The organism is Halobacillus massiliensis, from assembly GCF_900166625.1.
In the GTDB taxonomy this organism is placed as follows: Bacteria; Bacillota; Bacilli; order Bacillales; family Halobacillaceae; genus Halobacillus_A; species Halobacillus_A massiliensis.
On record NZ_LT800499.1, the window covers coordinates 3866971 to 3891376 of the forward strand.

General features: G+C 39.6%; 16 protein-coding genes. 3 read left to right on the plus strand and 13 right to left on the minus strand.

The genetic code is table 11. The features are described from left to right. Window positions 1-44 precede the first annotated feature (44 nt). The 13 genes from B7E06_RS19055 to B7E06_RS19120 form a co-directional block, all read right to left on the minus strand. Complete coding sequence (locus B7E06_RS19055; protein WP_082235502.1) at window positions 45-1901, minus strand: sigma-54-dependent Fis family transcriptional regulator; 1857 nt, start codon at window positions 1899-1901, stop codon at window positions 45-47. A 139-nt stretch (window positions 1902-2040) separates the two neighbouring features. Further along, on the minus strand, window positions 2041-3525 hold the full coding sequence (locus B7E06_RS19060; RefSeq protein ID WP_082235503.1) for an aldehyde dehydrogenase family protein: 1485 nt from the start codon (window positions 3523-3525) through the stop codon (window positions 2041-2043). A gap of 41 nt (window positions 3526-3566) precedes the next feature. Continuing rightward, window positions 3567-4619, minus strand: a complete 1053-nt coding sequence (locus B7E06_RS19065; protein ID WP_082235504.1) for a zinc-binding dehydrogenase — start codon at window positions 4617-4619, stop codon at window positions 3567-3569. A gap of 405 nt (window positions 4620-5024) precedes the next feature. After that, complete coding sequence (locus B7E06_RS19070) at window positions 5025-5924, minus strand: AEC family transporter (RefSeq protein WP_082235505.1); 900 nt, start codon at window positions 5922-5924, stop codon at window positions 5025-5027. 63 nt (window positions 5925-5987) lie between these two features. Continuing rightward, window positions 5988-7421: an aldehyde dehydrogenase family protein gene (locus B7E06_RS19075; protein WP_082235506.1), complete on the minus strand. Its 1434-nt coding sequence runs from the start codon at window positions 7419-7421 to the stop codon at window positions 5988-5990. A 20-nt stretch (window positions 7422-7441) separates the two neighbouring features. Then, window positions 7442-8332, minus strand: a complete 891-nt coding sequence (locus tag B7E06_RS19080; protein ID WP_082235507.1) for a class II fructose-bisphosphate aldolase — start codon at window positions 8330-8332, stop codon at window positions 7442-7444. 14 nt (window positions 8333-8346) lie between these two features. Continuing rightward, window positions 8347-9078, minus strand: coding sequence for a GntR family transcriptional regulator (locus tag B7E06_RS22285; protein ID WP_082235508.1), 732 nt, complete (start codon window positions 9076-9078; stop codon window positions 8347-8349). Further along, complete coding sequence (locus B7E06_RS19090) at window positions 9068-10234, minus strand: diphosphate--fructose-6-phosphate 1-phosphotransferase (RefSeq protein ID WP_082235509.1); 1167 nt, start codon at window positions 10232-10234, stop codon at window positions 9068-9070. The genes B7E06_RS22285 and B7E06_RS19090 overlap by 11 nt, the downstream gene beginning before the upstream one ends. A gap of 15 nt (window positions 10235-10249) precedes the next feature. Then, window positions 10250-11593, minus strand: coding sequence for a sulfoquinovose isomerase (gene sftI, locus B7E06_RS19095; RefSeq protein ID WP_082235510.1), 1344 nt, complete (start codon window positions 11591-11593; stop codon window positions 10250-10252). Between the two features lie 85 nt (window positions 11594-11678). Next, window positions 11679-13727, minus strand: a complete 2049-nt coding sequence (locus tag B7E06_RS19100; protein ID WP_082235511.1) for an alpha-glucosidase — start codon at window positions 13725-13727, stop codon at window positions 11679-11681. A gap of 31 nt (window positions 13728-13758) precedes the next feature. Next, on the minus strand, window positions 13759-15519 hold the full coding sequence (locus B7E06_RS19105) for a solute:sodium symporter family transporter (RefSeq protein WP_082235512.1): 1761 nt from the start codon (window positions 15517-15519) through the stop codon (window positions 13759-13761). After that, window positions 15516-16205, minus strand: a complete 690-nt coding sequence (locus tag B7E06_RS19110) for a DUF4867 family protein (RefSeq protein ID WP_082235513.1) — start codon at window positions 16203-16205, stop codon at window positions 15516-15518. Before B7E06_RS19110 ends, B7E06_RS19105 begins: the two co-directional genes overlap by 4 nt. Window positions 16206-17218: 1013 nt before the next feature. After that, entirely contained in the window at window positions 17219-18037 is an 819-nt protein-coding gene (locus tag B7E06_RS19120) for a DUF1206 domain-containing protein (RefSeq protein WP_082235515.1), read from the minus strand. Window positions 18038-18841: 804 nt separating this feature from the next. On the opposite strand from B7E06_RS19120, the gene B7E06_RS19125 reads away from it, so the two are divergent. From B7E06_RS19125 to ppdK, 3 genes are all read left to right on the plus strand, one after another. After that, window positions 18842-19891: an FUSC family protein gene (locus B7E06_RS19125; RefSeq protein WP_082235516.1), complete on the plus strand. Its 1050-nt coding sequence runs from the start codon at window positions 18842-18844 to the stop codon at window positions 19889-19891. A gap of 580 nt (window positions 19892-20471) precedes the next feature. Next, window positions 20472-21290, plus strand: coding sequence for a pyruvate, water dikinase regulatory protein (locus tag B7E06_RS19130; RefSeq protein WP_082235517.1), 819 nt, complete (start codon window positions 20472-20474; stop codon window positions 21288-21290). Beyond that, window positions 21290-23959, plus strand: coding sequence for a pyruvate, phosphate dikinase (ppdK, locus tag B7E06_RS19135; protein WP_082235518.1), 2670 nt, complete (start codon window positions 21290-21292; stop codon window positions 23957-23959). The genes B7E06_RS19130 and ppdK overlap by 1 nt, the downstream gene beginning before the upstream one ends. Window positions 23960-24406: the final 447 nt, after the last annotated feature.

Genomic DNA, 24406 nt, shown 5'->3' on the forward strand with positions numbered 1-24406 from the left:
CCCATAGAGGGAAAACGAAATTTATGAACTATCAAGCCAGAGAATTATACTTTTATTTTATATTTTTTCATTCTGCGGTAAAGGGTGCTCCGTGATATTCCCAAAGCTTTAGAGGCCTGAGTCAAATTGTAGCGGCACGATTCTATAGTTTCTATGAGCTGCTTTTCTTCTGTTTCCTGACTGGTTGTATCTCTTTCTGGCACTAAGCGTAAATCCATTGCTTGTTCTTCCTGGTTTTCGTCTTCTACCAGCTCAGCTGGTAACTCTTGCTCTGTAATTTGATAATTTTGAGCGTACAACACAGCACACTCTATTGCATTTTGAAGCTCTCGCACATTACCTGGCCAATGGTAATGCTGTAAAATCTGCATGGCCTTTTGATTGATATGAAAGTTTCCGCCATGCCTTTGCAAAAAATAATTCACGAGCAAGCTAATATCAGTTTTTCGTTTACGAAGAGGTGGAAGATGCAAACGAGCAATGTTTAAGCGAAAATATAGATCTGAACGAAATTTCCCTGTATTTACCCATTCTTTTAAATTACGATTGCTTGCCGCAATGATGCGTACATCAATTGTTCTAGGTTTGCGTTCTCCAATACGGACAATCTGCTTTTCCTGTAATACACGCAAAAGCATCGCTTGAATAGCAGGCGGCATTTCGCTGATTTCATCCAAAAATAAGGTTCCACCGTCAGCTGCTTCAAACCATCCTTTATTTCCAGTTTTGAGTGCTCCGGTAAATGCTCCTGGTACATACCCAAACAATTCACTCGGCGCTAAGTCTTGTTGGAGGGCGGCACAATTTGCGGCTAGAAAAGCTTTGTTTTTTCTATCACTTGTTTCATGTACCGCCCGCGCAATTAATTCTTTTCCGGTTCCGCTTTCTCCTGTAATAAGAACCGCTGTATCGGCTTTTGCTGTTCTCTTTGCATTTTCAATAACTTGAATCCACGATTGGCTTTCCCCTTGTAAAACAGAAAAAGCTGATGGATTTTGGTTGTTAACAATTCGTTTGCTGTTTGCACTTTTTATTTGCACAATATTGCCTACCAGTCGGCCATCTCTTCTAACCGGTACTATTTTTCCTTCACTTGTTTGTCCATTTTCTAATTGAATCTTACCTTCGTAAACCTCTGGACGTACTAGACCCGGGTCCACATATTCTTTCATCGTATTTATACTTGTTCTATATTTATCAATGATGGTGCCTTCGGTATCAATAGCAATTACTTTGTCTTCCTGTATGTTTTCGATATAGGCTTTAAATTCGTCTCTAAGTTTTTCGATATCCTGAAGAATTTCTGCATGCCAAAGCGATTCAATCGATTGTACAAACACGGCAGTCAGACTTAAAGCGTTTTCAGGAAAACATTTATTAATGGTTGTCAAATCCAATACACCCGCTGTTTTACGGTGAAGAGGATGACGAATGGGAACTCCGGCACAAGAAAAGGGATGCCAATTTTCACAAAAGTGCTGAGGACCTTTAATTACAATATCATTATCAATGGACAAGGCAGTCCCTATGGCATTTGTACCTGAGTGAGCTTCATTCCAATGCCCTCCTTCAAAGAAACGAAATTCTTGCAGTTGTTCTTTTAAACTGCCTTCAACAAAGGAAGAAATAATGCGGCCTTCACTATCCGCAAGGTTGAGTGAAAAATCATTTTTGTTGAAGTATTTCTCCATTTCTCTGCTCACTTGTGTGAAAATACGATGGATTAGACTACTAGAAGCAATTTTTTGTATATCTTGATAGTTAAAGATTTGAGGAGCTTTTTTCAAATCAGGTCGGATCCCGTGGCGAACGCTGCGTTTCCATGACTGAATAATATCTTCAGGAATTTCTTCAGATACTTGGTTTTTTATAATAAAATTCTCCCAATCTTTCTGGTGCATGCTCTGCCTCCCAACAAGATCATAGTCCTTTAACCAAATTCCTTAATATGTCAGATTTATTATAACATTTTGAATAAAACAATAATAAAAAACAGGATGCCTTTTCATAAGACATCCTGTTTAAAAGTATTTTATTGGTTTAGTTCATATTAATCCAGACGCTTTTAACTTCCGTATAGTTTTCTAACGCATACGATCCCATCTCACGGCCGCTTCCCGATTGTTTGAAACCTCCAAATGGAGAAGCAGGATCAAAGACGTTATAGCAGTTAACCCATACGGTGCCCGCCTGCAGGTTATTGGCAACATAATGAGCATTTTTTACGTTTTCTGTCCATAACCCAGCCGCCAGTCCATATGCTGAATTGTTCGCACGTTCAATCACTTCATCCAAATCTTCAAAAGGCATGGCAGCTACAACCGGTCCGAATATTTCTTCTTTGGCAATCGTCATGCTGTCATCGACATTAGCAAATACCGTCGGCTCTACAAAGTAGCCGTTATTGAATGGATTCTGGCCGCCTGTCAGCATTTCTGCACCTTCATCTTGTCCCTGCTGAATATAATTCATGACACGGTTTTGCTGAACGTCTGATACAAGAGGTCCCATCTGTGTTTCCATATCAAGACCAGGCCCTTGTTTAATGCTTTTCGAATGAGACACCATATCAGCAACGAAATTATCATATGCTTTCTTTTGAACGAATACACGAGAACCCGCACTGCAAACCTGCCCTTGATTAAACATAATTCCGGTAAGGGCTCCCGGTATAGCTTTGGACATATCTGCATCTGGAAGAATAATATTCGGAGATTTACCGCCAAGTTCTAATGTAACTCGTTTCACCGTGTCAGATGCCTGGCGCATAATTTGTTTTCCAATCTCCGTTGAACCAGTAAAAGCTACTTTATTTACTTTTTCATGGTTTACAAGAGGTTCACCAGCCGTCGGTCCGAACCCAGGAATAATGTTGATAACCCCTTCAGGGAAGCCTGCTTCTTCTGTTAATTTTGCCAGATAAAGAGCGGATAGCGGCGTTTGCTCGGCAGGCTTTAAGACGACCGTACATCCTGTAGCAAGTGCGGCGCCTAACTTCCATGCGGCCATAAGAAGTGGAAAGTTCCATGGGATTATTTGTCCTACTACACCTACCGGTTCATGTCTTGTATAGTTAAAATAATTGCCCGAGACCGGAATCGTCTGGCCGACTATTTTAGTAGACCATCCTGCAAAATATCGGAAATGTTCAATAGCCATAGGGATATCGCCATTACGAGTTTCATTAATCGGCTTACCATTATCAAGTGTCTCAATTTGAGCGAGCTCTTCCAAATTTTCTTCCATTAAATCAGCCAGTTTATAAATCAAGCGGCTGCGTTCGGCTGAGGTCATTTTTGACCACGGACCGTAATCAAAAGCTGCCCGGGCTGCCTCAACAGCACGGTTTACGTCTTCCGCTTCGGCTTCACTTACATTAGCCAATACTTCACCAGTAGCCGGGTTTTTCGTTTCAAATGTCTTTCCGTTCGCCGATTCCATCCATTCCCCATTAATGAACAGCTTTTTTTGCCCTTCCAAAAATTCTGCAGCTTTCGGTTGAAGATCTACCGTCTTTTGCATCATGATTCCTCCTTATTTTTATTAATATAAATGTTAAGTAAGCGCTACCATTTGTTCACAACAGATACTCCAACATTATTGTAAGTTCCCATACCTTCAATAACGCTGCTCACATCTTCAATGGCTACATGATTTGTGACAAGTTTGCCTGGTTGTAGTTTTCCTGTACCAATCATCTCCAGCATAGAAGGGTAGTTTGGAGCCTGCATGCCAAATGAACCGAGAAACTGAAGCTCTTTCATCGTTATCAAGTCAGCTGGAACAGGAACTATTCCTGCTTCCTCACTAGTTGTTAAACCAATTTGAATATGGCGGCCGCGTTTTCTAAGCGACAAAATTGAATTTGTAATCGTTTCTGTAATACCAAGCGCATCTATAGACACGTGCGCTCCGCCTTTTGTTATTTCTTGGATGGCTACTGATGGGTCTGTTTCCCTGCCGTTTATCGTTATCGCGGCACCGACTGATTTTGCTAAATCCAGCTTTTCCTTACTAATATCCACAACAATCACATTAGCTCCTGCTGCATTTGCAATATGCGCAGCAGCCAGCCCCACACCGCCTACTCCGTAAACAGCCACCCATTCCCCTGGCCTTACTTTAGCCTGTTCTGTAACGGCGTGAAAAGAAGTCATAAAACGACAGCCGACACTCGCTCCTTCTTCAAAGTTCACCGATTCTGGCAGAAGCACCATATTTAAATCTGCATTAGGAATGGCCGTGTACTCCCCAAAGCCTCCCCAGTAAGAAAAGCCCGGTATTTCCAAGTTGTCACATATGTTTTGATGACCAGACAAGCACTGTTCGCAAGTTCCATCTCCCTGGCTGAACGGAACAATGACTCGATCTCCTACTTTAAAGTTTTTCACGTCCTTGCCAATTTCCTCTACCACACCTGTAAACTCATGACCCAATACCCAAGGAAGTTCCAGGTTCACATCTACCCAGCTGAGATCTCCCATCCAGCCGTGCCAATCGGAGCGGCAAATTCCATTCGCTTGCACACGAACGATCGCTCCATTAGCATCTACTTTAGGATCTTCGACTTGACGAACTACCAATGGACTCTTTAATTGTTCCATGACTGCAGCTTTCATGTACATCCCTCCTAAAATGATGATGGTATATTCTCCCCTCACCTTATATAATGCAAAAAACATGCCAATTTAATTTGGCTGTCATTTTAGGAGTTTACTAGTGTGAGCAAGTACTCGTGACACAGAATGTTCCAAGCTGCTGAAACAGTTTGTGGCATAAAATGAAACAATATGTGTTTTTCCAAAACCCCCTCTCTTACAACACAATTTGTTCTAAAAAATAACAAAAGAACTCGAATTCTTCCTAATATATTTACTATAAAATTTATTTTGTTAAAGAAAAACCTCCCATAAGTTCATTAAACTAATGGGAGGCTTTTAAGCCAAATTTTATTTATAATTCTTATCTATCAAATTTTTTTGAGGACAGCATATATATTCTTCACAATAATCATTCATCTATATTTAACTTACCAGGTAAATAACGCATGGAATTGTAAGTATACTTAACACAGTTGTTGTAAGAGTGGCACTTGTCACCATCTGTGGATCTGTTTGAAATTGAATGGCGTACATGGTTGTGTTTGCAGCCGTTGGAGTCGCGGCCATTATTATCATAATTTGTTTCATTAATGAATCGACTGGCAACCCCCATACAATTAAAGCAGCTATAATAGGAGCAGCCACCAATTTCAAAATTACCGCAGTAGATATTTTTTTGAAATCTACGACCAAAGGTTTTATTTTTGCGAGCTGCATTCCTAAAGTGATCATAATCACAGGGATCGCGGCATCTGCAATTAGGTTAACTCCATCTAGCAGAGGACCAATAGATACATTGAAACTATTGCAAATAAAGCCTAATATTGCTCCATAAACCATTGGCATATTACGTACCGACCGAAGCGCTGCTCTTACCCCATCTGCATGGTCGCTTCCCTTCGCTGCATAATAAACCCCAAGCGTACTCATTAACAGTTGTTGTAAAACCATAAGTACAATCGCTGTTTTCAATCCAGCAGTTCCGAATAAAAACAATACAAGAGGCGTACCATAATTTCCATTATTCATGAAAGCACAAGAAAGGATTAAAGCACACTTTTCTTTTTCTGTGTAGTGTTGATATTTTGATAAAAGCGTCACAGTAAATATGATTAAAAAACAAAGTCCAAGCATGTATATAGTTATATACACATAAGAGAAATTAATAGATTCTTCATAGAAAGTCCGAAACACTAAAAAAGGAACCAAAATATAGAGGGCTAACTTCGAAAAATTGGTTATGTCAAAATCAAATATTTTTTGAACGAGATATCCGGTGCCAAAAACAAAAAAGATAGGCAATAATATTGTAAAAAATTCCATATTATTTTCTCCTGATAAATATTTAATGAAAAAAGGGAGCCGGTATTAGGACTCCCCACACTTTTAATTATTTAATACAATTATTTTTTCTTCAGTCATTTCTTCAATGGCATAACGAGGCCCTTCTTTTCCAGTTCCACTTTTCTTCACGCCGCCATATGGCATATGGTCTACTCTATAGCCTGAAGTGTCATTAACAATTAGCCCTCCAACATGGATCCCATCCATGGCTTTCATAACAAATGACATGTTATTGGTAAAAAGCCCTGCCTGCAAGCCATAGTCAGAATCATTAACTCGGGTGATAACTTCATCTTCTTCTCTATAAGTGTCGATTGCTACTACAGGTCCAAAAACCTCCTGTCGACAAACTTTCATGTTATCATTCACATTTGTTAAAACCGTTGGGTGATAAAAGACTCCTTTTCTAGCACCACCTGTCGCTACCTTAGCTCCTGCCTCAACAGCTTCATTTACCCATCGTTCCACTCTCATTGCTTCTTCTTCTGCGATCATTGGACCCATTTGTGTATCTTCTTCCAATGGGTCACCTAGCTTTATTTGTTCCGTAGCCTCACAAACTTTTGATAAAAATTCCTCATATATCTCCTCATGAACGTAAACGCGTTGAACAGAGATGCAGACTTGGCCAGCGTTGTTAAAACTTTTTTGTGCTACAAGTTTAGCAGCTTGTTCAATATCAGCATCGTTATGAACAATTGTTGCTGAATTGTTCCCTAGTTCAAGTGCTACATTACGCAATCCTGCTTGTTCCCGGATTAACAATCCAACTTTTGGACTTCCTGTGAAAGTAAACATATTGATCTCTTGATTAGAAGTCAATAACGGGCCAACGTCTTCTCCTTTTCCTGTCAATACACTCAAACGACCTTTTGGTAAACCAGCTTCTTCGAATAGACGTGTGAGTAGCAAAGATGACACTGGTGTCTGCTCTGCTGGTTTTAATATGACACTATTACCAGCTGCAATCGCAGGGCCAATTTTGTGACAAACAAGGTTAAGAGGAACATTAAAAGGTGTAATGGCTGCTACAATGCCAACTGGATAACGTCTTGTGAAAGCTTTACGGTTTTCTGAACCGGGAGCTGCTTGCACAGGAATTTCTTCACCGTGAATCCGTTTGGATTCTTCAGCAGAAATTTCTAAAGTTAAAGCCGAACGTTCTACTTCGCCCCGAGCTTCTGTAATTGGTTTTCCTACTTCTTCAGCAATCGCTCTCGCAAATTCTTCCTGGTTGCTTCGTAGTAACTGAGCGACCTTAAGTAACACCCCATAACGCTCATACTGAGAAAAAGGTTTAGAGAATGCTTCTTTGGCACTTTTCACAGCACGTTTAACATCTTGTTCTTCTGTTGCAGCGGTTTTGGCAAATACTTCTTGCGTGTACTTATTTAAAACGGTATCCTTTTCATCTTTTTCTATCCATTCACCACCAATAAATAATCCAAAAGAATAATCTATAGCAGTTTTATACATAGCAACGACCTCCTAATTGATTATAACGTTACGATCTTTTCTTTTATAGAATAGTCACTGGCACGTCCTGTACTTCCAAAGACATCAATTTTTTCTTTGACTTTCTCTTTCATTTGCTCAAGACCTGCTCCTAAAGAATTAGCAAGTACAAAATCTTCCGGCTGATTTTGCATATAGGTTTGTAATCCTTGAGTAAAAGCCTGACGTAGTTCTGTATCGACATTAATTTTCGAAATTCCTAAGGAAATGGCACGTCTAACTTGTTCATCAGGTACATCAGAACCTCCATGAAGAACAATTGGACGCTGGATAGCATGGGAAATCTCTTCTAAGCGATCGAATTGGAGATTAGGAGTTTGGTGATATATACCATGGGCCGTGCCAATGGAGACTGCTAAATAATCTACATCCGTAGCAGTAACAAAATCGACCGCTTCCTGTGTTGTTGTAATCAAAGCATCTTTCTCCTCAACAGTAATATCATCTTCTGTACCGCCGATTTTTCCAATCTCACCTTCTGAACCAATCCCTAAAGCACGGGCAGCCTCAACGACTTGTTTTGTTACTTTCGTATTTTCTTCAAAAGATAAGGCTGAGCCATCAAACATAACCGATTGAAAACCTAATTGGATAGCTTCCATTGTTTGTTCATATTGACGGCTATGGTCTAAGTGAACACAAAGCGGCACACTAAAGCTATCAGCAAAGCTATCGAGCATATCTTTCATAGGCTTTAACCCAAGAGTTTGAATAACCTTCTGACCAATCTGGATCATAACTGGGGATTGTTTTTCTTCTGCAGCTTGCAATATGGCCAGAATAGTTTCTGCATTATGGGCACTAAAAGCCCCTACTCCATATCCATTCTTAAGTGCTTGATTTAACATAGTTTTTCCATCAATAAATGGCATTCTCATTTCTCCTTTTATCGCTTTAATTCAAAACTATAATGATATTGATCATGACGATACTTGGTTTTTGTATATTCAATAGGACGATCATTAACCCCAAAACTTAATCTTGTCATTTCCAACAAGGCTTCTCCCGCACGAATACCAAGTTCATCCGCTTCATTTATGGTTGCATTAATGGCAGCGATTTTCTCTTTTGCCCGATTCAAGTAAACGTTGTATTTTTCAAGGATTTCATAATACCGAGCTTCATCAAGATCGTATTTAATTAAGATATCGCCAATATCTTTCGGCCAACACGTTCTCTCAAGCGCTACAGGCATCTCGTCAGCAAATCGAATTCTTTCTATTAAAAGAATGGGTTGATCATCTTTGATATCAAGCATAGACTTTTCATGGTAAAGGTTGTCCTTAAATTCTGCACGAATTAAACGACTCTTTGGCGTTTGGCCTCTTTCTAATACTTCTTCGGCAAACCCTTTCAACTGACTAAGATTCCCACTTAATTTTCTTGGTTTAACAATCGTGCCTCGCCCCTGTTTCTTTTCGACCAGTCCTTCTTGCACTAAAATGGAAACTGCTTGACGAATCGTAGTTCTACTGACATTAAATTCTTTCATCAATTCTTGCTCAGTTGGGATTAATTGATCTGGTTTCCAATGACCGTTTTGGATCCGGTCAATAAAAACTTCTTTTAATTGTAAATATAGGGCAAGGTCTTTATTTGGATTAATATCAGTACTCACTAAGTTCCACTCTCCTCTGTTTAACTGGAGGATAGGAAGGACTGTCACCTCCTAACAATGGGGTAAGCCATTGATAATATGCCTGGTGACTTTCAATGAAAGCAGGTGGCATTAGTCTTTCTTCCTCAGCTATTACATCTTCTAACTTAACGGGTTTTAATTCCATTGTATAACAAACAGAAGGCTTACGCTCAATAGATACCATATATCCATCATAGTCTTGCTGCAGCCATTGACCTCCCGTGTAGCCAACTTGATAAGCTTCGTTGGCATCTACTTGGGATTTACAAGAAGAAGAGGATCTTTGATTCATCCCTAAGAGCTCGGCTCTTGTGGTTACGTTCAATTCCTGCTTAACAAATTCCCCTATTTCATTAGAGATACCTCCCAAAATAGAACGACCATTCACTTGTTCTAATTTAGCCTGTTCCCCTTTCTTCCATTGGACCCCTTCACTAACAACGATGAGGGCATAGCCATAAGAAACCAAAGCTTCCTGAACAGAGTTAATCATAAGCTTTTTATCTATAGGTTTCTCCGGGATTGCTATAAAATGCGGTCCTTCTTCATCATATTCTTTAAATGCTCCTGAAGCAGCAGCCAACCACCCGGCATTTCTCCCCATAGTTTCCAAAACACGTACTTGCTCAAAGTTTTTCATGGAGTATAAGTCACGACTCATGTCTTTGGTTGTTTGTGCAATATATTTTGCGGCGCTCGCAAATCCGGGGGCATGATCAGTTGCACCCAAATCATTGTCTACTGTTTTTGGCATTCCGAGAACTTTAAGCTCAACACCTTGCCTCTCTGCTTCTTGCTTCACTTTATATAAAGCTTCCATCGTCCCATTCCCTCCGATGAAAACTAATGTATCAATATTGTGTTTATTAAGGTTTTGAACGGATTTTTCAATAGCTTCCTCATTAAATGGATAACGTCCTGATCGTAAACAAGCTCCTGGGAGATCTTGATTATCAAGCACCCAATTCAGCATAGAGGAATCACCTGAACGAAATTTTTCTTCTACAAGACCTTCGTAGCCATCTTCCACAAAGGTAACTTCGAATTTGTCTTTGACACTTTCTATAAAGCCAGCAAGTGTAGCGTTAATAACAGCTGTAGGTCCTCCCGCTTGCCCAATCGCAATTTTATTCATAGGGTGTTCTCCCCTTTAATCATTAATATAGACCACCGTTTCCAAGCCGAGCTGGCGGCCAAGTTCAATCAATTCATCAGCAACATCTTCATAGACAAGAGCATAATGTGGTTCGAACCCTTCTTCCATTAAACTGTATAATGTATCATTAATATCTGTTTCTAATTCCACTTCTACCGATGTTCCATTAAACCGCTGAGGTGTATCCAATGCATTCCCTCGCATTATTAACAAACGGTACCCTTCAGGTGTATAACCTACACGGAACATAGTCACTTGCCCTGGTTTTAACCCAAACTCCATGGTAAAACCAAGCTTTCGATTTGGATGTACTCCAGGACGTGCTCCCTGGTCTGGGTGGGCAAGTGAATAGGCTCCAGCTCCACAATGCCAAAATACAACAGAATTGCTGGCTTCATTTACATGAACCATATCCCCAAGATATGGGGCATTCCCTCCACTTAATTGTTGTAAAATGAACATGGACACCGATCCATGAATATCAGATTCACACGAAGAAACAATACCATCCTCTGTAAATTGAGATAGAGTAGAACAAGCAGCAGCTCCCAATTCATTAAAGAAGTCGGGCCAGCAACGTATGGCTAAACCTGAAAGGTTTTCTTCCTGAATAATAGATTCGACATACGTAGTAAACTGGGCAAACCTTTGAACCGTTTCTTCATTACGATTCAGACCGATCACCTGCTGTTCTGCACGGTCTATAGCATGCTCCCACTGTTCCTGTGGCAGCTTTTTAGATTCTTCAAATGCCTTCATCAAATCTACTTTTTTGATCTCAACACCTAACTGTTTATGTAACAGTTCTTCATCCGTTCCCGAAAAAAAGAATCCAGGTGGATGTTCACCAATTACGCCAATTTTAAATTGCTTAAGCTCTTGAATTACATATTGGACTTTTAAAAACTTAAGCAGGCGGCTGCGGATTTGTGCCTCTTCAGGATTTCCAAATAAGAAGCCATACGGGTGGTGTGCGCATTTCAATACATGACTCGTACTATTTCCACCTGTGAGTGAATTCAATCGTAGTCTGCCATTAATGCTCGGCTCCCTAATTGACCAAACCATCACCGGAGCCTCCACTTGTTTGATCAGTTCCTCAACAAATTCTCCATCGGCAAAGGTGACACTTTGGTATATGGATGTCAAGATGTTTTCTTTGTCAATTCCTTTCAGGAAATCACTTAATTCATCAGGAGAAGTCAATATCTCTTCCGGTTCTATTACTTCAACCCCAAGACTATTCAGCATGGTTGAACTTTTTTTCCTTTGAGCTTCCCCTGCGTCTAAATCAAATGTCTTTCTGCCTATTGGGACATATAAAACAGTCATACTCATTACGAGGTACCCACCTTTGTTGTATTTGAATTAATTTTAACATACATTACTACCTTTAACAAAAGGTTACTATCTTTAATGAGAGTTATAGTGCGTAATTATTTTGAATGTGTTTAAATAGGTCTTTATAAAATGAATCTTTTCTGTAAAAAACAGGTGGTTCCCCAAAATTAGTTTTAACTTCATACGTTCCCGCTTGGTACTCTTGTCCACTCCACAAGTGCACCCAGTCATCATCTGGAAGGTACACGGACCAAGATGATCTGGCCTCTTCATAAACAGGAGCAACTAAAACATCTTCTCCAAGCATGTACTGATACTGAATGTCATACGTCTTTTCATCTTCTTCATATTCCATAAAGAGAGGACGTTGAACTGGTATTCCTTTGTCTGTATTCTTTTTAACAAGCTCTTTTAAATAAGGTGCTAGCTCTACATGGATGTTAGTCATGCGGGCAAAATGCTTCATTGTTTCTTCGTCTTGATCATATTGGTAATTATCATCCGGCCGATTTCCTTCATGACTTCTCATAACTGGTGTGAACGCAGCCAGTTCCAGCCATCGAAGAAGCAATTCCTTTGTTCTTTTATTTCCATGGAGAGAGGTATATCCCCCAATATCACTGTGGTGAAGACCATTTCCGCAAAGTCCTGCCGACAAGGCTGCTGGTATGACAGATGCTATACCGTCATCCAATTCCCAGTTCACACTTTGATCACCAGCCCATAACAACCGGCAATACTGCTGGCTTCCGGTATAACCGGCACGCATGAAATAAACAATATTATCTTGATTACCTGATTCTTCCACAGCTTCATAATTGACCTTAGCCCACAGCATTGGCCAAGCATTATGCATTAATTTTGCTGAAACTTGGTTATATAGTTTAGCGTCTGTTGGTAAATACTCTCCAAAGTCAGCCATCCAGCCATCAAGTCCAAAATCGATCATATTAACCTGGATAACTTTTTTATACCAATTAAAAGCATCGGGGTTGGTTAAGTCGACTATCCCACAATCGAACTCTCCAAAATCAACTAGATAAACCTCGTCCTCTTGATTCAGGACAAGGTACTCCTGCTGAATGGCTTCTCTATATAAATCACCATCATTAATAAGGTATGGATTGATATACCCTAATAATCGAATGCCATCCGCTTTCCATTCTTTCAATTTCACATCAAGATTTGGATACTCTTTTTCGTCCCATTTCCAATTCCAATTTAACCTTCTACCGAAGGAAGTGACTCGTTTGCCTTGCCAATCTTGTGCCCAAACAGCTCCAATTTTAATTCCACTCTGTCGTGCCTGATCGATCTTCTCTTGTACCTTCTCCGTTCCACCTTGCATACCAAGCCATATACCATCATAAACCCACTCAGGCAGTTCGGGCTGACGGCCCAAATGAGCAGTAATACGTGTTACTAGATCCTTATAAGTTTCTCCACTTTCAAATAAAATGGATTTTGGTACTTCCCATACTTGGAGTTCATGAAAGTCATTATTTCTAAAATCAAAATCTGCATATGCCGTTGTTTCTACATGGCAGAAATATTTCATCGTAGATATGAAAGTCGGCTGGGGATAATTCGTGTGGTAATAATCCCCACCTGCTTTGTCATGGATATCTGCTTGCCATGTAGTATAAGTAGATTTATTTCGTCCCACCCCAGGTTCAGAAGTCCAAAGAGGGAAGTGCTTTCCCTTTAAATTTAAATGGGACATTTGCTGCCCACATCCATAGATTCTTTCATTATCTTCTGAATTAATTCGAATCCAGAAACGATTAAACATCTCCCGATCCCCATTAAACTCTAAACGAAGACTATTATCTTCATACACCAAGTTCATCAGCAATATAGCCTTGTCTTCTTGTGACCGTTTCAACTGAATTTGGTATCCTGATTCATTTTCTTCAACTAATGAGTATCTCAATCCATTTCGTTCTATTAGATAGTCGTCAATATCAAAGTTTCCTCTATACATTTCCATTTTCTCGTTTCCTTGTCCTACAAATACACATGGCGATTCTGGTGTATGGTGAAGAAGTAAACGACCATCCAATTCTATTTCAAATTGATCTCCTCGAGCGTGTACATTTAATCCTTGTTGTGAACCTGTGGCTGTTCCCATGAAACAGACCCCCATTCCATTTATTAAAATATTATAGATTGCCTGCTTTTTTTAACTGATCTTCTTGTAAACTGGCATATTTCTTCTCCCAATTCTTTTTCGCAATCATTAGAATAGCCACTGTTATTGCTGCTAAACCTGCGGAAGCCATCCAGAATCTATTAGAAACAATTGCATTTGGGTAGGCCAACCCAATTGGCGAGAAGACGATATAAGCGAATATCATTAAGCTCACTAGTAATACGGCTGTAGGAAGTGCATATTTCCAAGGAACCATATCGACTTTAGGGCTATACTTGACAGAATAAGGTGTTGCAAGAGGGCGAATGTAACCGACAACGAGCATAATTGCTATCTCAATAACAAAAAGGATCGCTGAAATATGAATAAAATTCATTGTAATTTCAATACCGAATAGCTGGTCCAATCCCCACACCAGCATATAATAAGTAACAACGTGGAATATCACAGCGATCTTTGCACCTAGCGGCGGTACAAATTTAGACGCTATCCCAATGAGAACGATAGCAATAATTGGGATGTTGAAAAAACCTGTGAATTGGCGAATAATATTCCAAAGCCCTTCTGGTGCATTCATAAGTAATGGTGCAATAAAAAATGAAACCAGTGCTAAAATAGTGCCAAAAAACTTACTGACTCGAACTAATTGCTGGTCGGAGGCTTCCGGCCTAAATCCAGGCTTATAGATATCTAATGCAAACATAGTTGCGGCACTATTCAACAATGAGTTGAAGCTTGAAAACACTGCCCCTAAAAGGACTGCCAAGAAAAGACCGGAGAAAATAGTAGGCATCAGGTTAGATACCATTGTCGGATAAGCTAAATCCATTGTCTGCATTCCACTTCCATACAAATGAAAGGCGAGCACTCCTGGAATCATCATAAGAATAGGAACAATTAACTTATAAAATCCAGAAAACAGAACTCCTTTTTGGCCCTCTGCCAAGTTTTTAGCTCCTAGCGCCCTTTGAATGACGTACTGGTTAGTGCCCCAATAAAACATGTTCATAAAGATCATTCCAGTAAAAATTGTAGAAAATGGAACAGAGTCTTCACTGGATCCAATGGCATTCAACTTATCCGCATTATCGGTAGTCATTGTCTTGAATCCTTCAAAGAAATTCCCATCACCTAAAGCAAACAATCCTAAAATAGGAATCATAAGACCAATGACCAATAAACCGATCCCGTTTAAGGTATCTGATACAGCAACCGCTTTCAATCCGCCGAAAATTGCATAAATGGCACCAATTATTCCTATTATCCATATGACTAACCAAATGGATGATTCGTATGAAATACCTAGTAAACCTGGAACATCAAATAACTTTAAAACAGCTAATGCCCCAGAATACAAAACAGAAGGGATCGTAACAAATACATATCCAAGCATAAATAACAGAACAATATATCTTCTTACACCATCATCAAACCTTGTACTAAGAAACTCTGGTAAAGTAGAGAACGCTCCGCCAAGATATTTCGGCAACAGCACCAAAGCCATTATAATAACAGCAATTGGAGCTGTTACTTCCCAAGCCATATTAGATAAATTCGCGCTATACGCTTGTCCATTTAACCCAATCAATTGTTCAGCGGACAAGTTTGTTAATAATAAACTACCAGCAATAAATCCTCCTGTAAGACCACGTCCAGCTAAAAAGTATCCATCGGAGTCATTTACTTGCCCCTTTGCTTTCCGATAAGATATCCAACCGACAAGTCCCATAAAGAATACACATGTAATTAAAGTAAAAGCAATGCTATTCATGATCTTCCTCCTTGAATGAATTCATTTTCTAAAAACTGGACAAATACATTCGGACCCTTTATCCCAACATGCGCTCCACTAGAGACAAACCGTAAATGCTCTTCATGTGCCAACAACCACTTATTTTTCATATATAATAGAGAATCTTCTCTTTTCTCTTCTTCATTAAGGGGGCTATTTGTACCTTCAGGTAAGATAACCACACATTTAAAACCATCAGAAGTAACTTTACAGGGTGCAAGGTGCAAAGTAGTTTGATAGATTTCTATTGCTGTGCCTTTTGGTATGTAGAATGCTTTGAGAAACTTGGTATCAAAAGTTTTTTGCTCGACTTCATTTAAATGGCCTAATAACAAAACCAGGTCAGTAACAGCAACATTAATTTCACTGCCTTTATGGTACTCTAACCCCCCTAAGTTTGAATTGTTTCCATTACAATAACCAATTTGACAACTCATTCCACCATAATACTTTCTTTCAATTAGTGTCTTTAACTCTTGATTTTCTAGCTCTGCTGCACTAGGGAGGTATTGGTTTCCTTTTTCAGGGACAGGTATGGTATCCATCTTCTCCTCAAACTTATCCACTGGAAAATCTTCTAATACTCTTCCGTAGCGTATAAAAGAACTGTCTTTGACATCATGAACCTTCAATGAATCATTAATAGCCTGTAATTTTTCTATCATATTGTTCCTCCTAATAAAAGGTATCTACCTTTAAACAAACATCACTATCTATTGTTGTACTCTATTCTAATGGAAGCGTATTCAAAAAATCAAGTGAATTTTTAAATTTTTAGAATTTTTATTACGGGTTCTTTTTTATCGTTTTTCATTATGCAAGCAGACTATCTTTGTTCTCCTTACTTAACTATTAAAAAACACAAAAAAAGACTACCACCTTTTTCTAAAGTAAGTAGTCTTCTTAATGTTTTATACAGTTTTAATTTAAGCTAGGGGGGAGTGTAAGAAAGACCTTACATCATAGCCCCATTCTCATAGTAAATGAAATACTTAGTTTTACCTGGAACATTACTTGAGACTTTTTCCAGAACTAAATTTGCAGTAGATGTCCATACAACGGTAGTCACCCAAGGGGCATCGGAAATTTATTTACAAAGCGGGATGTACGAAGACCACATACATAAATTAAGAAGACAATACAAGAGAAAAGGTACACTACTCAAAAAGGGGTATCTCGCACACCTTCCGGAAGAGGCAGAGTTTACAGGCGGGGAGTCTGGTTTTTATTCGACCATTATACTGCCTGAACGAATAAAAGGGATGCAGCTGGTGGATCACCTTAAACATAAGAATGTACTTCTACAGGATACAACAGCTATGTATCTCAAAATATCGGAAAGAAAACGTAGTTCGACTAAGTGTGTCACAGGTTGAAGATAAGAATATCCCGATAGGTATTGAAAAGATTGGTAAAGGAATTCGTGAGTTACTATGATAGCTGCGTCCAGATACTCTTTGCCACTCTTCTACCGTCTTCATAGTTTAGGTTGGTTTCTGTGTGTAAAAGTTTATTGCTAACTATGTAAAAATGTTGTATAGTTTAAGAGCGATGAGCTATTTGTATAAGACGAATTATAAGCTTAAAAGCTAAACGGCGAATGTGGTCGTCGGTATATTCGCGACAAAAATCGAAAAGCCTTCCCCTTAGAGGGAAGGCTTTTTTGCGTACTAGAGACTTATTTAATCTTTCCAAAGCTCATATGTTCATGACGTCCACGTATAATCTGATAGACCCCGTATAAAATTAAGCCTAATGCGACCACGCCTAAAACCCACTGGCCGTAGGGTGTTTGGGCTAGTTCAGAAAGGGCTCCATCAAGTCCCTTCGCTTGATCAGGATTAGAGTTTACGGCTGTCTGTACAAAGAAAAACCCGATAAGTCCTAATACCACTCCTCGTGACATTAATCCCATTTTCCCTGATTTACAAGCAATTTTTTGTTCGTGAGGATCCATTTGGCCCGTTTTAAATTGCTTCATAAACCTTTCGCTCCATCCGGTGAAAAGCTCGTAGAGGCCGTAACCGATAATGATAATACCAATTGCACCTAAGATCCATTGCCCAAACGGCTGGGATAACAACTGAGCTGAAAGTGATTCTTCTGATTTGCTGCCACTGCCTGCGTGCATGGCTATCTTGAGTGCTTTGAAAGCAAGGGCACCATAAATGACCCCACTTACGGCATAACCTATCCGGGAAATAGCTCCCTTATTCTGAGGGTTTTTAATAGCCTTAATAAATCCCCAGATGACATAACCAATTAGACCAATTCCTACTAACCATAGCAGGATTTCTCCAAATTTGACTCCCGCTAAGGTACGAAGCATCCCGCTCGTTCCGGTTGTTTTTCCTCCTACACCGATGGCCGCCATAAAGGCGAGAATCCCTACAAGGCCGTAAACCGTCCCTTTAGCCATGTAACCGAACCTGCCAAACCGACGAATCCAGGGTTTGATTTCTTCTTTTGTTTGTTGAGATTGCGTTCTAGTTGTCATTGCTGAACTCACGACTCCTCACTCATTTTCCTTAGAATTTTTATTCGCCTAGCTATATCCCAAGATACTCTGGAAAAATATTTGCAACATGATTCTTAGATGTGCACCTAAATTGTATAGTATTCTAAGAAAAAAGGGATGTTCATGTATTTAACTATAAAAGAAACAACAGATTACTGAGACCTGCTGAAGAATTACTTTTCTTTTCCTAATCCATTTATTTTCAACAGAGTACCCATTAAAGAAGCCATGTTGCTCACCCGTCCTCCCGGTTCAAAAAACTCCAGACTCCATCCTGGTCCACCTTTACTACTCCTCCATAATGATTTAACTATACATGATAAATCCGTATTAGCATTGTGGTAACTTTTATTTTTCGTACTTTTACTACTGCAGGTGTTATTCTTTATTGATATCATTAAGTCCTTTGAATTCTTCAATCACAATATCAACATTCATACTTTCAGGGTTGCTGACTGCTGCTAGATCGATTTTCATTCCCAATGGGTATCGGGGTCAGCGGGCGACATAATCGAGCTTTCACTTTGCCTTCTTGTTTATCAAAAAACAAGCTGATGGTTGAATGACGAATTATAAGCTTAAGAGCTAAATGACGAAAGCGGTGGTCGGTACATTCGTGACAAAAATCTAAAGCCTTCCCTTTTTATAGGGAAGGCTTTTTTGCGTACGAGAGATTTAAATAATCTATAATTATAATTCTCTCTTTGCAATAGTTTACACAATTGCTTATGATAAGAGCGTGAAAAAAATCCTTTGTCAATGTTAGAGTAAAGGAGGAATCAGATGAATATTGGAGCTCGCATGCTTAAAACAGGGATCGCTGTTACCCTCTCCTTGCTCTTATGTCATGCTTTTAATTTTACAACAACTGGATTTGCTGCGATCGCCGCTTTTTTAGCCATCCAGCCTTCCGTTTATCGATCATGGAAACATTTGCTCGATCAAATTCAAGCCAATGTCATCGGCGCCCTCTTTGCCTTTGGCACGCTTTATCTCCTTGGGAACCATCCTGTGGTTACTGGAATTATTGTAATTCTTTTAATCGGTATAAATTCACGGTTAGGTGTTGAAAACGTCGGACTTTCTGTCGTAACTGCCATTGCGATTTTAGAAATACAAGATCCGCATGTATTTCAGTTTGGCATGGAGCGATTTTTATCCGTCATGGTCGGAATCGTTTCCGCAGTGCTCATCAATATGATATTTTTACCACCTAAATATGAAGAACGATTGCTCTCCCATATAGAAACCACCGGCGAACAACTTTCCATGCTTCTTCGCTCGCTTGTTTTTGGAGAACTAGAGAAAGAAGCCTACCGGGAAGCGAAGGAAAGCGCGGAGATAAACATAGAAAAAGCTGAAAAACTTTTTGATTTTTACCGCGATGAATTCAACCGTTTGTTTAGAAATGCTCCTTACAGTCGGGCGAAAAAGCTTGTACTTTTCAAACAAATGATCATGATTTTAAAAAAGGAGCTTGAAGTCATAGACCATTTCGAACATCAATCTTCCGCTCTTTTATATGTCAGTGACGGTCTGAAAGATGATATTCAGGAATTTTTGTACGCTTTAACGAATTATGAGGAAAAAATATTTATGAAATACGAACGTAAAATCAAGCGATCCTACTCAGATGACCTGCATGATAAAATAGAAGAACAGAAAATTCGACTTCTTTCCCATTTAAGCAAGACCACGCCTGATAGAATCACAGATTTAGAAGATGTAAAAAAGCATTCCTACTTGTTTGCCCTAGTGTCCTCCCTCTCTCACCTATCAGACGAACTGGAGAAATTAGACATACTCGTAGAACGTTATCATAAATACGAATGAAAAAATTCCAGGTTTTTGGGCTTTTTTTATTTTATGTAATCTGAAAAATTCTCTTCCTTCCTAATGCTAATGAACAGATATATTTTATACGAAGAAGGGTGGCGACTTTGCTTCCGAACCTATTATTGATCCTCCAGTTACTAATATTGTCCTTCCTCCTGACACTATCGGAAAGACTGCCTTTGATGTGTTATTAACAAAGATTCATAACCCTAAATATATGAGTCACATTGAATTGCCCCCTCTCTAATTACTCGTAAATCATGTGGCTGTAAATAAACTATTTAAACATTAACTAACTTTAGAACAGAGTCTATAACTAAGACTCTGTTTATTTTGTTACTTCATTATCCCCCTCCCCCTTTCAAAATATTAAAACAGAGATCGCTTGAGCGTCTCTTTATCACTTTCACCTGCTATTATCTCCCACTTTATCAAAAAGAGATCTTTTTCTATTGCCACTAAATTAAAATAGTGTTACTATACTACCCAATATAGTATGACATATTAAAAGTAAATAGATTATTAGTATGTCACTTTAGAATGAAAGTCATATTAAAAGGAGGATAAGAAAATATAAATGCGGAAAAAAGAAACTGTATATGTTGTTTCAGATTCAGTCGGTGAAACAGCTGATTTAATGGTAAAGGCTGTGTCCAGTCAATTTACAGGGCAGGACATTGAAATCAAGCACTTTTCCTATGTAGAAAACAAGCAGGACATTAACAATGTTATTACGGTAGCGAAGTACAGTGATGCTATCATTGCCTACACCATTGTCCTCCCTGGATTAAAGGAATACCTCGATGTTAGAGCAGCAGATGAAAAGATTCTGACAGTTGATCTCATGCTTCCTTTAATAGATGCATTCACTCAAAAATTTAACAGTGAACCCCATGGTCAGCCCGGACAGATGAGAAAGCTTGATGAAAACTATTATAAAAGAGTAGAAGCTATTGAATTTGCTGTGAAATATGATGATGGACAAGAAGTAAGAGGGCTGAGACTTGCAGATATTGTACTTATAGGTGTTTCCAGGACTTCTAAAACCCCTCTCTCCATGTACTTGGCAAATAAAAAGTTCAAAGTGGCCAATGTCCCTTTGATTCCAGAGATACCACCTCCTCAAGAGCTTTTTTCCATCCCAAGAAGCAAATGTGTAGGATTAATGATTACACCAGAAAAACTGAATGATATTCGCCGAGAACGGCTGAAAAACTTAGGTTTAACTTCGTCTGCGAATTATGCTTCACTCGATAGAATCCTTCAAGAACTTCATAGTGCGGAAAGTATTATGAGAAAAATCGGCTGTCCAATTATTGATGTTTCTAATAAAGCAATTGAGGAGACAGCCGACATTATTTTAGCGATGTTTAATAAAAGGGGGAGCTTTGTATAATGGATAAAAATTTTGTATTCATGTTCGATCAACCAGAAAAAGGGAGCAAGGAACTTCTAGGAGGCAAAGGCGCTAACTTAGCTGAAATGACACGTATTGGTTTACCAGTTCCTTATGGATTTACGATAACTACTGCAGCCTGTAATTCCTATTATGACACAGGACAGGTGATCCCGCCTGAGGCAGAGCTTCAAGTGTTGAAAGCCCTTAAACTACTTGAGGAAAAAACAGGTAAGAAATTAGGCGATGCAGCAGACCCTCTCCTCGTTTCCGTGCGTTCCGGAGCGGTACACTCCATGCCCGGCATGATGGACACGGTGTTAAACCTTGGTTTAAATGATGAATCTGTACAAGGAATGGCAGAACTGACTAATAACCCGCGCTTTGCTTATGACTCCTACCGTCGGTTTATTCAGATGTTCAGTGATGTTGTCCTCCATGTAGACAATTTTCATTTCGAACGTCAGCTGGAAGAACTCCGCGAAGAAAAAGGCTATGATTCCGATACAGAAATAACCGCTGAAGAATGGCAGCAGGTTATTGGAAATTTTAAAGATATTGTAAAAAAACATGCAAAACGCAGCTTTCCTGAAGATCCAAAGGACCAGCTGTTCTTAACCATCAATGCAGTGTTTGACTCCTGGAATAATCAGCGGGCAGTCTTGTACCGCCGTCTTCACCAGATACCTGGACACCTGGGAACCGCAGTAAACATTCAAAGCATGGTATTTGGAAATATGGGAAATGATTCAGGCACAGGGGTAGCCTTTACCCGTAACCCCTCTACCGGTGAATCCAAACTTTATGGAGAATACTTAATGAATGCTCAAGGTGAAGATGTAGTGGCAGGCATTCGCACTCCTCAACCTATCGCAAGTCTTCAGAAAGAAATGCCGACCGTCCACCAGCAGTTAATAGACACCTGTCAGCTGTTAGAAAACCACTATAAGGACATGCAAGATATCGAATTCACCGTTGAACGCGGAAATCTTTTTATCCTTCAGACACGAACAGGGAAACGCACCGCCCAAGCTGCCATTAAAATTGCGGTTGAACTCGTTAAAGAAGAAATCATAGATAAGCAGGAAGCCGTTTTACGTGTAGATCCTGACCAGCTCAACCAGCTGCTTCACCACCGGATTGACCCAGACCATAAAAGGACACCATTAACTTCTGGCTTACCCGCTTCTCCAGGAGCAGCTACAGGACAAGTCATCTTTGATGCGGATGAAGCAGAAGAGCTCGCCAAAAACGGAAAAAGGGTTATTTTAGTCCGTCCAGAGACTACGCCAGATGATATCCATGGAATTGTAGCTTCACAAGCCACAGTGACAAGTCGAGGGGGAATGACAAGTCATGCGGCAGTAGTGGCTAGAGGCATGGGAAAAGCCTGTATCTGCGGCTGTGAATCTTTGAAAATACATTTAAACTCAAAACAGTTCTCCGTAGAAGATGTGGTAATTAAGCAGGGAGATACAATTACAATCGACGGTTCAACAGGTGAAATCTTCCTCGGAGAAATACCCATGATTGAACCACAGCTTTCCGACGAATTTCAGCTGCTTTTAAGATGGGCAGATGAACAAACTAAAATGGGGGTTAGGGCAAATGCTGATAATCCACAAGACGCGGCAAAAGCACTGGAGTTTGGAGCAGGAGGCATTGGTCTGTGCCGTACCGAGCATATGTTTATGGATGCTGGCCGAATCCCTCTTGTCCAGGATATGATTCTGTCTGAAACCAATCAGGAACGTAACCATGCACTTGATAAACTGTTACCTATGCAACAGCAGGACTTTGAAGAAATATTTAAAACGATGCAGGGATATCCGATTACAGTCCGGTTATTAGATCCTCCCCTCCACGAGTTTTTACCGGATAAAGAAGACCTGCTCGTTGATGTAACAAAGCTGCAAATCACAGACCCTTCTTCTAAGGAACTCAATGAAAAGCAGGAACTTCTGCGGAAAGTCCGTCTACTTGAAGAATCCAATCCAATGCTGGGGCATCGCGGCTGCCGCCTTGGAATGATACACCCTGAAATATACGAAATGCAGGCTAAAGCCATATTTCATGCCATCTCTGCCGTAAATAAAAAAGGGATTCAAGTTAACTCAGAGATTATGATTCCTTTAGTCAGTCATGTAAATGAACTAAAAAATATGCGTCAACTGGTCGTAAATATCGGAGAACAGATTAAGGAAGAAACAGAAGAAGACTACAATTACCTTATCGGTACCATGATTGAAACACCACGAGCCGCGTTAACAGCAGATCGAATCGCACAGGAAGCCGACTTTTTCTCTTTTGGAACGAATGACTTAACTCAAACCACCTTTGGATTCAGCCGCGATGATGCAGAAGGCAAGTTCCTGCAGCATTACGTTGAAAACGAAGTGCTGCCAAGTAATCCATTTGTTTCTTTAGATCAAGATGGAGTAGGAAAACTTGTTGAAAACGGTGTGAAAATGGGAAGAGCGACAAAGCCTGCGCTTAAAACCGGTATTTGCGGAGAGCATGGTGGTGAAAAGAAATCCATACAATTCTGTTTTGATTTAGGTATGGATTATGTAAGCTGTTCCCCATTCCGCGTTCCAACTGCACGTCTTGCAGCAGCTCAGGCAACTATACGCAGTAAGCAGAAGGAGCAGGTGCTTCAATATAATTAAAACTGAAATGCAATTAAAGTACCCTAAACTCAATTAATTTGATGTTTGGGGTTTTTTCTTACTAATTGAGTTTCTTCTGTTAATATAGTGACCCAAAATTACATATAACGTTATAACGGTATCTCCCTCGTTTGATTGCAAACCAAAATAAGAGTGAAACATATACTTTCAAATTTTGAGAGAATTATTTATAACAATGGGTTCTTTATGAGTAACCTAATGGCTTTCTTTCTTACACCATTTATAAAGATGTACTTTAAAAACCACAATACCTTACACAAAAATAGCACAGTATCTCTAAACTCAGTCCCACTAACCTGCCCCTATACTTGAATACTCAGTTTTGAGATTAATTGTCGTGCCACTTAAATCTTTGCCATATGTATCTTCAAATTTAAGAACAAAAAAAGCCTCTCAAGAGTTTACAAACTCGAGGCTTTTAGATCA

Excerpts from the sequence above, each read along its gene's own strand:
- B7E06_RS19055 (WP_082235502.1), bottom strand. The coding sequence starts at position 1,901 with ATGCACCAGAAAGATTGGGAGAATTTTATTATAAAAAACCAAGTATCT.
- B7E06_RS19060 (WP_082235503.1), bottom strand. The coding sequence starts at position 3,525 with ATGATGCAAAAGACGGTAGATCTTCAACCGAAAGCTGCAGAATTTTTG.
- B7E06_RS19065 (WP_082235504.1), bottom strand. The coding sequence starts at position 4,619 with ATGAAAGCTGCAGTCATGGAACAATTAAAGAGTCCATTGGTAGTTCGT.
- B7E06_RS19070 (WP_082235505.1), bottom strand. The coding sequence starts at position 5,924 with ATGGAATTTTTTACAATATTATTGCCTATCTTTTTTGTTTTTGGCACC.
- B7E06_RS19075 (WP_082235506.1), bottom strand. The coding sequence starts at position 7,421 with ATGTATAAAACTGCTATAGATTATTCTTTTGGATTATTTATTGGTGGT.
- B7E06_RS19080 (WP_082235507.1), bottom strand. The coding sequence starts at position 8,332 with ATGCCATTTATTGATGGAAAAACTATGTTAAATCAAGCACTTAAGAAT.
- B7E06_RS19090 (WP_082235509.1), bottom strand. The coding sequence starts at position 10,234 with ATGAATAAAATTGCGATTGGGCAAGCGGGAGGACCTACAGCTGTTATT.
- sftI (WP_082235510.1), bottom strand. The coding sequence starts at position 11,593 with ATGAGTATGACTGTTTTATATGTCCCAATAGGCAGAAAGACATTTGAT.
- B7E06_RS19100 (WP_082235511.1), bottom strand. The coding sequence starts at position 13,727 with ATGGGAACAGCCACAGGTTCACAACAAGGATTAAATGTACACGCTCGA.
- B7E06_RS19105 (WP_082235512.1), bottom strand. The coding sequence starts at position 15,519 with ATGAATAGCATTGCTTTTACTTTAATTACATGTGTATTCTTTATGGGA.
- B7E06_RS19110 (WP_082235513.1), bottom strand. The coding sequence starts at position 16,205 with ATGATAGAAAAATTACAGGCTATTAATGATTCATTGAAGGTTCATGAT.
- B7E06_RS19120 (WP_082235515.1), bottom strand. The coding sequence starts at position 18,037 with ATGACAACTAGAACGCAATCTCAACAAACAAAAGAAGAAATCAAACCC.
- B7E06_RS19125 (WP_082235516.1), top strand. The coding sequence starts at position 18,842 with ATGAATATTGGAGCTCGCATGCTTAAAACAGGGATCGCTGTTACCCTC.
- B7E06_RS19130 (WP_082235517.1), top strand. The coding sequence starts at position 20,472 with ATGCGGAAAAAAGAAACTGTATATGTTGTTTCAGATTCAGTCGGTGAA.
- ppdK (WP_082235518.1), top strand. The coding sequence starts at position 21,290 with ATGGATAAAAATTTTGTATTCATGTTCGATCAACCAGAAAAAGGGAGC.